Origin of the sequence: Gordonia sp. L191, from assembly GCF_030077625.1 — a bacterium.
Taxonomy (GTDB): domain Bacteria; phylum Actinomycetota; class Actinomycetes; order Mycobacteriales; family Mycobacteriaceae; genus Gordonia; species Gordonia polyisoprenivorans_A.
In genome coordinates, this window is the sequence record NZ_CP125996.1 from 920,837 (window position 1) to 935,309 (window position 14,473).

Sequence of the window (14,473 nt, forward strand, 5' to 3'; positions counted from 1 at the left end):
CCGCCGACCGGTGGGCGCCTCGCCGGCGATCGGGTCACACGAGAAGAACGGGGTACACGACGTGCGCGTCGCACTGCTCTCCTACCGGAGCAAACCGCATTGCGGGGGACAAGGGGTTTACGTCCGGCATCTGAGCCGGGAACTCGCGTTACTCGGGCACGAGGTCGAGATCTTCTCCGGCCAGCCGTATCCGGACCTCGACCAGGCCGCTCTCGACGCCGGTGTGCGTCTGACCAAGGTGCCCAGCCTCGGCCTGTACGACGAGCCCGACCCGTTCCGCACGCCGCGTCCGGGCGAGTATCGGGACTGGATCGACGCGCTCGAGGTGGGGTCGATGTGGACGGCCAGCTTCGGTGAACCACTGACCTTCAGCCTGCGGGTGGCCCGGCTGCTCGCCGATCGCCGCGACGACTTCGACATCGTGCACGACAACCAGTGCCTCGGCTACGGCCTGCTGCAGATCCAGAAGGCCGGATTCCCGCTGATCGCCACCATCCACCACCCCATCACCCGAGACCGCACGCTCGCGGTCAAGGCCGCCAAGGGGTGGCGCAAGATCACCGCGTGGCGCTGGCATTCGTTTCTGCGCATGCAGGGGCGGGTATCGCGGCGCATCCCCGAGCTGCTGACCGTCTCGCGCAGCAGCGAGGTCGACATCCGCAAGGCCTTCGACATCCCGTCGGGTCGCATCACCACCATCCCGCTCGGCGTCGACACCGAGGTCTTCCGACCGGCCGATCAGCGGGTTGCGGGCCGGGTGGTGTCCATCGCGAGCGCCGACGCCCCGCTCAAGGGAGTGTCGTATCTACTCGAGGCCATCGCCAAACTCGCCGCCGAACGTGACGTCACGCTGACCCTGGTGTCGAAACTCGACCCCGAGGGACCCTCGGCCAAGCTCATCGAGGACCTCGCGATCGGCGACCGGGTCGAGGTCGTCTCCGGGCTCACCGACGAGGAGGTGGCGCACCTGCTCGCCTCCGCCGAGGTGGCGTGTGTGCCCTCGCTCTACGAAGGATTCTCGCTGCCCGCGGTCGAGGCCATGAGCTGCGGCACCCCACTGGTCGCCACCCGCGCCGGCGCCATCCCTGAGGTCGTCGGCACCGACGGCAGCGCCGCCCGCCTGGTGCCGCCCCGGGATTCGGGCAAGCTCGCCCAGGAGATCGGGCGGTTGCTCGACGACGCCGACCTGCGCGCCGCGATGGGCGCCGCGGGGCGCGCCCGCGTCGAGGAACGCTACAGCTGGGCGGCCGTGGCCGCGAAGACCGCCGAGCATTATCGGACGGTTTTGGACAGGACGGGGCTTGAGTCAACAGGGCTCGATCGGGTGACCACAAAGGAGACGAGTGCGTGCTGACAGTTGATTTCGACCGGCTGGGCGTGGGTCCGCAGACCAAGGCGATCGACATCGGGGCGGGGCAGGGCAGGCATTCGTTCGAGATGTTCCGGCGTGGCGCCGACGTGATCGCCTTCGATCAGTCCGAGTCCGACATGGCCGATGTGGCCGAGATGTTCGACGCGATGATGGCCGAGGGGCACGTGCCCACCGAGGCCAAGGCCCGCGCCGAGGTCGGTGACGCGCTTCGACTCCCGTACGCCGACAACACCTTCGACGTCGTGCTGATGTCGGAGATCCTCGAGCACATCCCGACCGACGAAGGTGCCATCGCCGAGATGGTGCGGGTGCTGCGGCCCGGCGGTGTCGCCGCGGTGACCGTGCCGCGGTACTGGCCGGAGAAGGTGTGTTGGGCGCTCTCGGATGCGTACCACGAGGTCGAGGGCGGTCACGTTCGTATCTACAAGGCCTCCGAGCTGGCCGGCAAACTCGAGGCCGCGGGCCTCGAGGTCACCGGCACCGACCACGCCCACGCACTGCACGCGCCGTACTGGTGGCTCAAGTGCGCTGTCGGCGTCGAGAACAACGACAACGTGCTGGTCAAGGGCTATCACCAACTATTGGTGTGGGACATGATGAGCAAGCCGTGGCTGACGCGGGTCGGCGAGCAGGTGTTGAACCCGGTCATCGGCAAGTCGGTCGCCCTGTATCTACGCAAGCCGGAATGAGTCGGGCCACACCGGCGATCGCCGGTGTGCTGACGGCCGAGCAGGTCACCGCGACCGGGGCGGCCATCGTCGGTATGCAGGAGGACTCCGGTGCTCTGCCGTGGTTCCCCGGCGGACAAACCGACCCCTGGGATCACATCGAGTCGGCGATGGCGCTGAGCGTCACCGGCTTCCTCGCCGAGGCCGAGGCCGCCTACGACTGGTCACGGCGTCATCAACGGCCCGACGGGTCGTGGCCGATCCGGACGGTGTGCGGGACGGTGACCGATCACGGCATCGATTCCAACTTCTGCGCCTACATCGCGGTCGGCGTCTGGCATCACTACATGATCACCGGCGACACCGCGTTCCTCGATCGGATGTGGCCGACGGTGTGGTCGGCGATCGACCTCGTCCGTCGCTTCCAGCGGCCCGACGGCGCCTTCCGGTGGGGCGGTGACCACCGCACGCACGCGATGTTCGACGAAGCCCTCGTCACCGGCAACGCGAGCATCCACCACGCCCTCGACTGTGCGATCCGGATCGCCGCGGAGATCGACCAGCCCGACGACGAGTGGGTGCGTGCGTTCGAGGCGCTCGGGGAGGCATTCCGCGAGCGGATCGAGGTCTTCGAGGACCCGTCGGAGCATTCGATGGACTGGTATTACCCGGTGCTCGGCGGTGCACTGCGCGGACGAGCCGGCCAGGAACTCATCGCTCGGCGGTGGGACGAGTTCGTGGTGCCCGGCAAGGGTGTGCGCTGCGTTGACCACCGGCCGTGGGTGACCGGGGCCGAGACCTCGGAGCTGGCCCTGGCCCTCGACGCGCTCGGCGACACCGCCGATGCCGTCGAACTGATCGCCTCGATCCAGCACCTGCGCGATCCCGACGGCTCGTACTGGACCGGCCTGGTCTTCGCCGACGGGAAACGCTGGCCGGTCGAGAAGAGTTGCTGGACCTCGGCGGCCGTGATCCTCGCCGCCGACGCGGTCAGCCGGGCGTCGGCGGCCAACGGGATCTTCCGCGACGTCGGCAGCTGGATGGCCGCTCGACGCTGAAGCGGTTCGCCCCCGAAGTGGTTCGCCCAGAGGCGTTTGCCCTGAGCGGACTGCCGCCTTCTCTCGAATGCGCTCTCGCCGCCGCCCCACGTCGGCGACGAGAGCGCATCCCCCGACACTCGACCCGGTGGTCGTGACACCGACCGGGGAGTGACCTCAGTCAAATCGACCGCGCTGGGTCCATGCCACCGGTGGACCGGATTTCCGCCGAAAACCGCTGGTAAAGTCATCCCACGAGTTTTCCGGACCGGAAAACCGGAACCGGATGGACGGATGTGACCAAACTCTGATTTGTCGTGGCGCTGCCTGGTTCGTAGATTCGCAGGGAACCCGAGACCGGGGGAGGGGGAAGCACCAATGACGACGCGTCTGTCAGACGCGTCCGCGGTCGACGGCCCCGGACGCTTCGGTTCCCAACTGCACGCGTTGTTCACCGCGGCGGGATCGCCGACACTGGCCGCCACCATCGCGGGCGCTGCCCGCATCGCCCCCGGGCGTGGTGAGGTGTCGGTGCAACGCCTCTCGGACTGGCGTCGCGGACGTCACCTCCCGGCCCGGTTCGAGACTCTCGAACCCGTCCTCGCGTGGCTCATCCTGCAAGCGCAGTCGCGGGGTGCCGACACACCGTCGCTGCGTGACTGGCGACGCTGGTGGTCGGCGGCCAGTGGCACCCGCACCCGTGACGCGGGCCCGTCGAAGCGGCGCACAGCCGAGCCGATCCCGACGCTCGCCAGTCCGTATCCCGGACTCGGGGTGATGACCGCCGACGACCGCGACGTCTTCTTCGGCCGCGACCGCGTCCTCGACGAACTCGCGGCACTCATCGGTGCCGCCGACCGCGACCGTGAGCTCTCGCCGGCGATGGTACTCGTCACCGGGGTCTCGGGGGCGGGCAAGTCGTCGTTGCTGCGCGCGGGCCTCGCCCGGCTCGCCGAACGTCCGGAGAACCGTTGGGAAGTGCGTGCGCGACCGGCCGTCGCACTGCTCGATGACGCCGATGGGCAGCGTGCCGAGGGCGCGGGAGGCGACGAGCCCGCCGAACAACCCGACGTCGAACAACCCGACTTCGAACAACCCGGCACCGAGGAATCCGGTACCGATCATCCCGGCGCCGACCCCGACGCCGGACTCGATGATCACGCCGCCGCGCCGACGCTGACCGTGCAGGTGGTGGATCAGCTCGAGCAGGTGCTCGTCGGGGAGTCGCGTCGCGCCCCGCGCGTACAGCAGCTGATGGAGGCGTTGGGCGGGCTCGCATCGGAGCCGGGAACCGTGGTCGTGGTCGGGGCCCGCGCCGACATGTACGAGATGGCGTCCACGCTCGAGCCGGTCGCCTCGGCGTGGCAACACCGGTCCATCGTGGTGCCGCCGATGACCGACACCGAACTCGAAGAGGTCATCGCCGCGCCCGCACGGGTGTCGGGAATTCGCGTCGACAAGGGCCTCGCCCCGACCATCCTGTCCGATCTGCGGGGTCTGACCGGGCGGCGCGGCCCGGTCGAGGACCGTGCCGGGCAGCTCCCGCTGGTGGCGCACGTGCTGTCGGTGATGTGGACGACGCGTGCCGGTGCCACGCTCACGGTCAGCGGCTATCACGCGGCGGGTGGGGTCTCCTCGGCCATCGCCGAATCCGCCGAGGCCATGTGGCTGGCGCTGCCGCCGGCCCACCGCGTCACCGCACAGCGGCTGCTGTTGTCGCTGATCCACATCTCCGACGGGGTGACCGCGCGCCGGCCGCGTCGGTTCGCCGACCTCGTCGCCCTCGGTGACGATCGCGCCGGCACGGTCGCGGTGATCGAAGCGCTGTCGGAGTCGCGCCTCATCACCGTCTCCGACCAGCAGGTCCAGATCATCCACGACGTCGTGCTCAGTGCGTGGCCGCGCCTGAGCGAACTGATCGAACGCACCCGTGACAGCGCTCCGGTTCTCGAGCGCGTCACGTCCGATGCCACCGAGTGGGACCGTCAGGGCCGCGACACGTCGCTGCTCTATAACCCGACGCGCTACGAGTGGGCCGTGCAGGTGGCCGACGACCCGGTGCTCGGTTCGGTGGCTCGCGACTTCCTCGACACCGGCCGCCACCACATCGACACCCAACGCCGCCGTCGACGATGGGCGATCGCGGCGGTCTCGCTGCTGGCGGTGATCTCGGTGGTCGCCGCGGGCGTCGCCATCTTCTCCAATGTCGCGCTGGCCCGCGAGAGTGACAACGCACGGTTCTCGGCGCTGCTGTCGTCGGCGGGGCGGCTGGCCCAGACCGATCCGGGCCTCGCCGCCCAACTCGCGGTGGGTGCGTGGCGCATACACCCCGACAACCCGCTGGCGCGGATGCGGGTGCTGCAGACCCAACAGCTTCCGTTGCCGATCTCGGCACGACAGGGCCACCAGGGGTCGGTGTACGACCTCGGCCTGACCTCCGGCGGCGCCGGTGGCACGGGTTCGGGGGGCAGATTGCTGGCGACGGCCAGTTACGACCGCTCGGTACGCCTGTGGCGCGCCGACAACCCACGCGACATCGTGGCGGCGGGTCCGGCGCTGCGCGGTTACGGCTCCTTTGTCACCTCGGTCGATTTCCGGCCCGGCTCGCCGACCCTGGCCTCGGCCGACGGCGAGGGCAAGATCGCGGTGTGGGACATCGCCGACGTCACCCATCCGGTGCGGACCCAGACGTTGCAGTCGCCGTACGGCACCGGGACGTCCTACATCCTGCGGTACGACCACACCGGCCGGGTGCTCGCAACCACCCACGACAACGGGGTCGTCACCTTGTGGGACACCACCGCGCCCGGCGGGTATCGCGCGGTGTCGGCGATCCGCGATCACACCGGTCCGGTCCGCACGGTCGCGCTGTCGCTGACCCGACCGGTGCTCGTCGCCGGCTCCGACGACGGCACCATCAGTCTCTCCGACATCGCCGATCCGGCTGCGCCGGTGCATCTCTCGGACCTGCGCGATGGTATCGACAGCGGGTGGCATTCGGTGGCGATCTCACCCGACGGCACGCTGCTGGCGGCCGGCCGGGACGACGGGACGGTCGCGGTGTGGAACATCGCCGATCCGCGCTCGCCGATCGCGTTGGGCCGCGTCCGGGCGCACGGCGCGGCGATCTGGTCGGTCGGATTCTCCGCCGATGGCCGGTCGTTGATCTCGGCCGGTCTCGACGGATTCGCGCGTCGCTGGGACGTCGGCACCGATGGGACATCGGCATCGGCCGATCTGCTCACCGAACTCGGTGTGCCGATGCGAACCTCCGGCGGCGCGTTCTTCACCGCCCGTGAGATCGCCCCACAGGTGATCCTGACCGCCGGTGGCGCCGGGACTATCCAGGCCTGGGACATCCCGGCGTCACCTCAGCCCGCGCATTCGCTGCCCATCACCCAGACCTCGGTCAGCCCGGATGGCACGACCTTGGCCACCAGCGCCGCCGACCAGACGATCGCTCTGTGGAATCTGCCGCGTGGCCGGGCGCCGACCGAACTGTCGCGGATCTCCTCGCAACCGCGGCCCAGTGGTGGGTATGTGACCGCGTTCAACCGGACGGGCACCATTCTCGCGAGCGCATTCACCGGTGGCGGCGAGGTCGATCTCTACGACATCTCCGATCGCCGGGCGCCGCGCCGTCTGGTGACGCTTCCGGTACAGACCCGCCACACCTTCCCGCTGGCCTTCGACCCGACGAGGGACCTGCTGGTCACCGGCAGCAACGACAACTCGATCCAGTTGTGGGACGTCGCCGACCCGCATGCGCCACGGATGCTCGGACAGCCGTTCGCCACCGCGGACGGCTTCATCGAGGACGTCCAATTCAGTTTCGACGGTGGTGATCTCGTCGTCGCCGACGCCGCACATCGCATCACCCGGTGGGATATCGACGACCCCCAGAATCCCCACCTGGCACAACAGATGGCCTCGCACACCAGTGCGGTCAATGCGGCCGTGTTCAGCCCCGACGGACGTTTCATCTACGGTGGCGCCGACGACCAGACCATCTCGGTGACCGCGGTTGGTTCCGAATCGACTGCGCGCGTGCGTGTTCCGGTCGGCGTCCGGGTGACGTCGCTGTCGGTGTCGGCCGACGGCGCGACCCTGGTGGTGGGCGCCGACCTGAGCGTGCAGCTGTGGGACATCTCGACGCCCGATGTGCCGAAGCCGATTGCGCGCGACGAGTCGATCACCGCCGAATCGGCGTACGTCCGCGAGCCGATGATCGCGCCCAACGACGTCATCTATGCGGGCGGCCGATCCGATCTGCAGTGGTGGACGATCGACGCCGGAGCCGTCGCGAGCCGCGTCTGCGCGGCCGACAATCACATCGATCGCGGCACGTGGGACGAATTCGCCGAGGGCGTCGCGTACCCCGACGTCTGCCCCGGCTGAAGTAAAACGAGAACTTGTTCTAGACAGGTGTCCAGGCCTGTGTCTAAGGTGAGGGCATGGATTTCGGGATCGTGCAGTTCACCAGCGACCGCGGCCTGACGCCGCAGGTCCTGGCCCCGCTCATCGAAGGGGCCGGGTTCGCGTCGTATTTCGTGCCCGAGCACGGGCACATCCCGACCCGCCGCGATGCGGCGCATCCGCGAACCGGTGATTCCTCGTTGCCCGACGATCGCTACATGCGCACCCTCGACCCCTGGACCACGCTGGCCGCGGCGGCGGCGGTCACCGAGCGGATTCGGCTCGCCACGGCGGTTGCGCTACCGGTGCAGTCCGATCCGATCACCCTCGCCAAGACCCTGGCCACCCTCGACCACCTCTCCGGTGGACGGCTGACCCTCGGCGTCGGATTCGGTTGGAACCTCGACGAATTGGCCGATCACAAGGTGCTGCCGAAGCTGCGGCGGACGATGTTGCGTGAATACCTCGAGGCCATGCGCGCGCTCTGGACCGACGAGGAGGCCGAATACCACGGTGACTTCGTCGATTTCGGGCCCAGCTGGGCATGGCCCAAGCCGCGGGCGCACATCCCCACGCTCGTCGGGGCGGCCGGCAACGAGAAGAACTTCCGATGGATCGCCCGCAGCGCCGACGGCTGGATCACCACGCCGGGCGAAGAGGACATCGAGGGCTCGGTGGGCCTACTGCACCGGATCTGGTCCGACGCCGGCCGTGACGGCGCGCCGGAGATCGTCGTCCTCGACTTCAAGCCGGTCGCCGAGAAGCTGGAGAAGTGGCGCGAGATCGGCGTCACCACGGTCCTCTACGGGCTTCCCGATGACTCGGTGGAACGCGCCCGCGGCTACCTCGCCAAACTCGCCGGCAAGCTGGGTCTCGCCCCCGCCGTCGTGTAGCCCTTTTCGGCCGACAGCGCTCTTCCCATCGCCGACAGCGCTCTCCTCCCCGCTGACGGCGCTCTCCTCCCCGTCGACGGCGCTCTCCACCTCGCCGACGGCGCCCTCCACCTCGCCGACAGCGCCCCTCTCCCCGCCGACGGCGCTCTCCCCATCGCCGACAGCGCTCCTCTCCCCGCCGACAGCGCTCTTCACCGCGCCGACAGCGCTCCTCTACGGCGCGGCCGCAAGCCCCGGGATGACGAAGCGCTCGACCTGTCGTCGCACCGACGCCGGGTCGTCGGCGTCGACGGTGGTGCCGGGAACGGTGCCGAGGCTGATGAGAATGCGTGCCACCCACTCCGATACCTCGACGGCGTCGTGATCGGGGTGTACCTGTCCGGTCTCGATCGCCGCGTCGACGAATGGTCTCCAGAACAGTGCGAGGTCGGGGACGAGGGCGCTGACGCCCACGCCCGCGCACGCGGCGAATTCCTCCGGCTCCTCCGTGCGCAGCCGCAGCAGGAGTGTGCCGGGGTCGTCGTAGGCGCCGCGGCCGATTCGGACGCCTGCCACGAGTTGCGCGGTGAAGTCGCCCAGTGTCTCGAGTTCGACGCGCGCGTCGCTCCAGAACGAATCGGTGAGCCGCACGATCGTCGCCCCGACCATCGACTGCTTGTCGGGGAAGTGTCGGTAGAGCCACGCCCGCGACACCCCGGCGACGTCGGCGACCTGCTGCATCGTCGTGGCCCGAATGCCCATGTCGGCGAGCAACTTCTCGGCCGCGTCGAGCAGGCGGTCGGCGACGCTGGTGGCCGGGGCGGGTGTCATGGTCACCAACTCTAACAACCGGAGTGGACAGTTTCGCCAAAGTGTTCACTGTGAGGCCTTGCGTGCGGTAGACAGATTCAGAGATCTGTCAACTATCCAAAAGGGGCTCCCATGCGCGATCTCCCGCGTACCGCCATCATCGGCGCCGGAATCAGCGGTCTGACATCGGGAAAGATGCTCACCGACTACGGCGTCCCGTATACCTGTTTCGAGAGTTCCGATCGGGTCGGCGGCAACTGGGCGTTCGGCAATCCCAACGGGCACTCCAGCGCTTACCGCTCGCTGCACATCGACACGTCCAAGCATCAGCTGTCGTTCCGCGATTTCCCCATGCCGTCGGAATACCCGGACTTCCCGCACCACACCCAGATCAAGCAGTACCTCGACGATTACACCGACGCCTTCGGTCTGCGCGAGAACATCGAGTTCGGAAATGGTGTCACCCACGCCCGTCGACTCGACGGCGGCGGGTGGGAGTTGTCGACCCAGCGCGGCGAGACGCGTCGCGTCGACCTGCTGGTCGTGGCCAACGGGCATCACTGGGATCCGCGGTGGCCGGACTTCCCGGGCGAATTCGCCGGTGACGAGATCCACTCCCATTCCTATATCGACCCGCGTACGCCGCTGGACTTCGCCGGTAAACGAATCCTGGTGGTGGGCTTGGGCAACAGTGCCGCCGACATCGCCGTCGAGCTGTCGTCCAAGGCGCTCGACACTACGGTCACCATCTCGACCCGGTCGAGCGCTTGGATCGTCCCCAAGTACTTCGCGGGCAAACCGGCCGACAAGTACTACCACACCTCGCCCTACATTCCGTTCTCGTGGCAGCGCAAGTTCACCCAGATCATGCAGCCGATGACCGCCGGGCGCCCCGAGGATTACGGACTGCCGACCCCGAATCACAAGTTCTTCGAAGCACATCCGACGCAGTCGGTCGAGCTGCCGCTGCGGCTCGGCTCCGGTGACGTCACCGCCAAGGGCAACATCGAGCGACTCGACGGCCACATCGTGCACTTCGTCGACGGTACGAGTGCCGATTTCGACGTGATCATCTACGCCACCGGATACAACATCACCTTCCCGTTCTTCGACCCCGACGTGATCAGCGCCCCCGACAACCACATCGACCTGTACAAGCGGATCTTCTATCCGGGCATCGACGACGTCGTGTTCGCCGGGTTCGCCCAGTCCACGCCGACGCTGTTTCCGTTCGTCGAATGTCAGGCCCGGGTCATCGGTGCCTATGCGGTCGGGCAGTACCGACCGCCGTCGGTGCCGCAGATGCGCGAGATCATTGCCTCCGACCAGCAGTACTTCACCGGGCACATGCTGCACACGGCAAGGCACACACAGCAACTCGACCACTATCTCTACGAACACAACATCCGTACCAAAGAACTGCCCGCCGGGCGTGCGCGTGCCGCCGAGCAGGGGCCCGTCCGTTGGGCGGGCGTCGACGCCGCGCCGCTGCAGGAGGCACGATGACCACCGCCGACACCGACCGTCGCACCGCGCGTTTCGAGTCCGTACGATTCGATTCTGACGGAACCGGTTGCGACGCCTGGTTCTTCGCATCGACCGGCACCGCATTCGCCAACGACGCAGGAGTGCCGGTGGTGGTGATGGCCCACGGCTTCTGTGGTACCAAGGATTCCGGGCTCGAGCCGTTCGCGCGACGCCTGGCCGACGCCGGTCTGGCGGTGTTCGCGTTCGACTACCGGAACTTCGGACTCTCCGATGGTGAACCGCGCCAACGGGTCTCGATGTCCGGTCAGGCCGCCGACTACCATGCCGCCATCGCCGCCGCCGGCCGTCAGCCCGGTGTGGACGCCTCCCGGATCGTCCTGTGGGGGCTGTCGCAATCCGGCGGGCACGTGTTGATCGTGGCAGCCGAACGTGCGCGGACGGGACGCGACGACGTGGCCGCCGTCATCTCGGCGGTGCCGATGGTCAGCGGGCTTGCGGCCGGTGTTCACCATTACCCGCAGGTGGGTGCGGTCTCGATGTTGCGATCCACGGCCGTCGGCATCGGCAGTGCGTTGGGCGCCAGACTTGGGCGCGACCCGGTGATGATGCCGGTCGTCGGCAAGCCCGGTGACAAGGCCGCGCTGACCAGCGACGGTTACCTGGAGAGTTACCTCGCGATCGCCGGCCCCAGCTGGCGCAACGAGGTCGACGCGTCGATCGGCTTGGAGCTCGGCTCATTTCGCGCCGACAAGGCCGCGCCCGATGTGGCCGCGCCGGTCCTCATGCAGATCGCCGATCTCGATCGGGGAGCGCCGCCCCACGCGGCGGCCAAGGCCGGGTTCGCCGCGCGCGCCGAGGTTCGGCACTACCCGTGTGACCACTTCGGGATCTTCGCCGAGGTTCAGGATTCGTGGTTCGATCCGGTCGTGTCCCACCAGATCCTGTTCCTGACACGCCATCTCGCCACCTCGGCGGTGACCGCGTGAGTACGGCGCTGGTGGTCGGCGGCGCGTCGGGCATCGGAAAGGCCACCGCGCGAAGGCTGCACGAGGACGGCCATCGCGTCGTCGTCGCCGACGTCAATGCCGATGCCGCGTCGGCAACTGCCGCCGAACTGGGCGGAACCGCGACCGCGGTGCACCTCGATGTCACCGACGAGGCCTCTGTCGCTGCAGGTTTCGACGGTCTGGACCACCTCACGACCGTCGTCAACTGCGCAGGGCTGTCGATGCCGGGAGCGCTCACCGACCTGGAGTTGACGGCGTGGCAGACGACCGTCGACGTCTGTCTGACCGGAACGTTCCTTGTGCTCAAGTATGCGGGACGCCATGTCGCCCAGGGTGGTTCGATCGTCTGCGTGGCCTCGCTCAACGGCCGCCAGCCCGGTGCCGGGATGGGGTCGTACTGTGCAGCGAAGGCCGGGGTGCTGATGCTCGTCGAGGTGGCCGCCCTCGAACTCGCCGAGCGTGGGATTCGCGTCAATGCCGTCTCGCCCGGACTCGTCGACACACCGCTGACCGCCGGCATCGCCTTCGTCCCCGGGCTGACCGAGGAGTACATCGAGAACACGCCGTTGGGTCGGGCGGGTACTCCCGAGGACATCGCCGCGACGATCGCGTTCCTCACCTCCCCGGCGCCGGGGTGGATGACCGGTGCCGCAATCGATCTCAACGGCGGCGCGCACCTGCAGCGCTATCCGGACGTGTTGGGTAAGGTGCGGGCACTCGCAGGCGGGTAGATCCCGGTGTTCGGCGGCGGTCAGCCCCGCGGCAACGGGGCCCCGACCTCGCCGGAGTCGCGTCGCAGGACGCGCAGCGAACCCTCCACCCGCACCTCGGTGAATTGTCCGCTCTGCAGTGCCTGGCAATAGATCTCGTAGGGGGGACGGCCGCCGTCGGCGGGGTCGGGGAACACGTCGTGGATCAGCAGCGCGCCACCGATGCGCACCCACGGTGCCCACCCGTCGAGGTCGTTCTGCGCGGCCTCCATCGAATGGCCGCCGTCGATGAACACGAAGTCGGCGGGCTTGCCCCAGGCCCGGGCCGCGACTGTCGACGGGGCGAGCATCCCGATCACGGTCTGCTCGAGGCCGGCGTCGAACATCGTGCGCCGAAAGCGGGCCGAGGTGTCCAGCGTGCCCGAATGCGGATCGACGAGAGACTCGTCGTGGTACTCCCAGCCGGGCTGGTGTTCCTCGGAGCCGCGGTGGTGGTCGACGGTGACGATCACCGCCCCTGCCGCCTCGGCCGCCGAGCCCAGGAACACCGTCGACTTGCCGCAATAGGTGCCGATCTCCACGCCGACCTTTGTCGAATCCGGTTGTGTCAGATACTCGCCGGCGATCTCGAACAGCGTCTGCGCCTCGTCGAGCGGCATGAAGCCCGGCGCGTCGTCGGCGACCTGACGGCGTTCGGGTGAAGGAGCGGAGAGCGGCTGCGATGCCGGCGAGGCGGTCATGAAAACCGATCCTAGGGCATCTCTGCGGTTACCGACCGAGCGATTGTTCTCCCCGGCGTAGGGTGGACAACCATGAAAGCTCAGGTGCTCACCGAAGAGTCCGGACCGTCCGCCCTCGAACTGACCGACGTCCCCGATCCAACGCCCGCCGAGGGCCAGGTCCTCGTCGACATCAAGTCGTGCGGGATCTGTTTCCCCGACCTGCTGATGAGTCAGGGAAAGTACCAGCTCCGCATGCCGACGCCGTTCACGCCCGGCACCGAGGTCGCCGGCGTGGTGCGTCAGGCTCCCGAGGGTGCGTCGGTGAAGGTGGGCGACAAGGTTCTCGTCGCGTCCATCGTCGGCGGCTTCGCCGAACAGCTGGCCGCCTCGCCCGAGCAGCTGCTGCCCCTGCCCGAGGGGCTGACGTTCGATCAGGGCGCCGCTCTGGGCATCAACTATCAGACCGCGCTGTTCGCGCTGAAAATGCGCGCACAGACCGCGCCCGGTGAGGTCGTCGGCGTGCTCGGTGCTGCGGGTGGCGTCGGGACCGCGTCGATCATGGTGGCCAAGGCGATGGGCGCCAAGGTCATCGCGATCGTGCACCGTAAGGGTGCCGAGGAATTGCTGCGCAGCGCGGGCGCCGACGAGGTCGTCCAGCTCGAAGAGGGCTGGGGTGCCGAACTGAAGAAGATCGCGCCCGAGGGTGTCGACGTGATGATCGACCCGTCCGGTGGCGAGGTGTTCGACGAGGCGCTGCGCCAGGTCGCCCCCGACGGTCGGTACGTGGTCATCGGATTCGCGGCCGGCGGTATCCCGACCGTCAAGCTGAACCGCGTGCTGTTCCGCAACATCGCCGTTGTCGGCGCCGCCTGGGGTGAGTACGTGCGCACGCACCCGGGCGTGCCTGAACTGCTGCACGACGAGCTGACCGAGATGATCGCGGCGGGGCTGAGCCCGCAGGTCAACACCACCTACACCCTTGATCAGCTACCGACCGCATTGACCGATCTCGCCGAGGGGCGGATCCTGGGGAAAGCTGTCGTCCACATCGCCGATTGAGAGGTCACCTCATGTGCCGCAACATCACCGAATTGCGCGGACTCGAACCCGCGGCGACCGAGGAAGAAATCGAGGCAGCCGCGCGCCAGTACGTTCGCAAGGTGAGCGGCATACGTCATCCGTCGGCAGCCAACGCCGAGGTGTTCGAGGCGGCGGTCATTGCGGTGACCGCCGCCACGCGAACCCTGCTCGGTGAGCTCCCGGAGCGTCGCCAGCCGCCGAAAACCGTACCGCCGCTGCGACGTCCGGAGGTCCGGGCGCGGATCGCGGCGCGGGGGTAGGGCCGCGGCGCAGTGATCGGAGACGGCGCGA

Annotated in this window: 12 protein-coding genes; 10 read left to right on the forward strand and 2 right to left on the reverse strand. The window is 68.5% G+C overall.

The annotated features are described in order from the left end of the window. The first annotated feature begins 61 nt into the window (after positions 1-61). From QNM97_RS04255 to QNM97_RS04275, 5 genes are all read left to right on the forward strand, one after another. Positions 62-1,354 (forward strand): glycosyltransferase family 4 protein, encoded by a 1,293-nt coding sequence (locus tag QNM97_RS04255; RefSeq protein WP_283821740.1) that lies wholly within the window; start codon positions 62-64, stop codon positions 1,352-1,354. After that, complete coding sequence (locus QNM97_RS04260; protein WP_283821741.1) at positions 1,348-2,061, forward strand: class I SAM-dependent methyltransferase; 714 nt, start codon at positions 1,348-1,350, stop codon at positions 2,059-2,061. Before QNM97_RS04255 ends, QNM97_RS04260 begins: the two co-directional genes overlap by 7 nt. Next, a complete protein-coding gene (locus tag QNM97_RS04265) occupies positions 2,058-3,098 on the forward strand; it encodes a glycoside hydrolase family protein (protein WP_283821742.1) in 1,041 nt (346 codons plus the stop codon). The genes QNM97_RS04260 and QNM97_RS04265 overlap by 4 nt, the downstream gene beginning before the upstream one ends. Before the next feature lie 357 nt (positions 3,099-3,455). Continuing rightward, the gene (locus tag QNM97_RS04270; RefSeq protein WP_283821743.1) at positions 3,456-7,475 is read left to right on the forward strand and encodes an nSTAND1 domain-containing NTPase; all 4,020 of its coding nucleotides are present in this window, start codon (positions 3,456-3,458) and stop codon (positions 7,473-7,475) included. A 56-nt stretch (positions 7,476-7,531) separates the two neighbouring features. Continuing rightward, a complete protein-coding gene (locus tag QNM97_RS04275) occupies positions 7,532-8,386 on the forward strand; it encodes an LLM class F420-dependent oxidoreductase (RefSeq protein WP_283821744.1) in 855 nt (284 codons plus the stop codon). A gap of 213 nt (positions 8,387-8,599) precedes the next feature. Here the strand turns inward: QNM97_RS04275 and QNM97_RS04280 are convergent, their stop codons facing one another. Then, positions 8,600-9,196 carry a TetR/AcrR family transcriptional regulator gene (locus tag QNM97_RS04280; RefSeq protein WP_283821745.1) on the reverse strand — a complete coding sequence of 199 codons (597 nt, stop codon included), beginning with the start codon at positions 9,194-9,196 and terminating at the stop codon, positions 8,600-8,602. 111 nt (positions 9,197-9,307) lie between these two features. Here QNM97_RS04280 and QNM97_RS04285 point away from each other — a divergent pair, with 111 nt between their 5' ends. From QNM97_RS04285 to QNM97_RS04295, 3 genes are read left to right on the forward strand one after another with little or no spacing between them, the layout of a single operon-like run. Further along, positions 9,308-10,681: a flavin-containing monooxygenase gene (locus QNM97_RS04285; protein ID WP_283821746.1), complete on the forward strand. Its 1,374-nt coding sequence runs from the start codon at positions 9,308-9,310 to the stop codon at positions 10,679-10,681. Then, the gene (locus QNM97_RS04290; RefSeq protein ID WP_283821747.1) at positions 10,678-11,649 is read left to right on the forward strand and encodes an alpha/beta hydrolase; all 972 of its coding nucleotides are present in this window, start codon (positions 10,678-10,680) and stop codon (positions 11,647-11,649) included. The genes QNM97_RS04285 and QNM97_RS04290 overlap by 4 nt, the downstream gene beginning before the upstream one ends. After that, on the forward strand, positions 11,646-12,401 hold the full coding sequence (locus QNM97_RS04295) for an SDR family NAD(P)-dependent oxidoreductase (RefSeq protein WP_283821748.1): 756 nt from the start codon (positions 11,646-11,648) through the stop codon (positions 12,399-12,401). Before QNM97_RS04290 ends, QNM97_RS04295 begins: the two co-directional genes overlap by 4 nt. A gap of 20 nt (positions 12,402-12,421) precedes the next feature. Here the strand turns inward: QNM97_RS04295 and QNM97_RS04300 are convergent, their stop codons facing one another. Then, positions 12,422-13,120, reverse strand: a complete 699-nt coding sequence (locus tag QNM97_RS04300) for a class I SAM-dependent methyltransferase (protein WP_283821749.1) — start codon at positions 13,118-13,120, stop codon at positions 12,422-12,424. Positions 13,121-13,192: 72 nt separating this feature from the next. On the opposite strand from QNM97_RS04300, the gene QNM97_RS04305 reads away from it, so the two are divergent. After that, positions 13,193-14,161, forward strand: a complete 969-nt coding sequence (locus QNM97_RS04305; RefSeq protein ID WP_283821750.1) for an NADPH:quinone oxidoreductase family protein — start codon at positions 13,193-13,195, stop codon at positions 14,159-14,161. Between the two features lie 11 nt (positions 14,162-14,172). Further along, entirely contained in the window at positions 14,173-14,442 is a 270-nt protein-coding gene (locus tag QNM97_RS04310; RefSeq protein WP_006367793.1) for a DUF2277 family protein, read from the forward strand. Positions 14,443-14,473 lie beyond the last annotated feature (31 nt).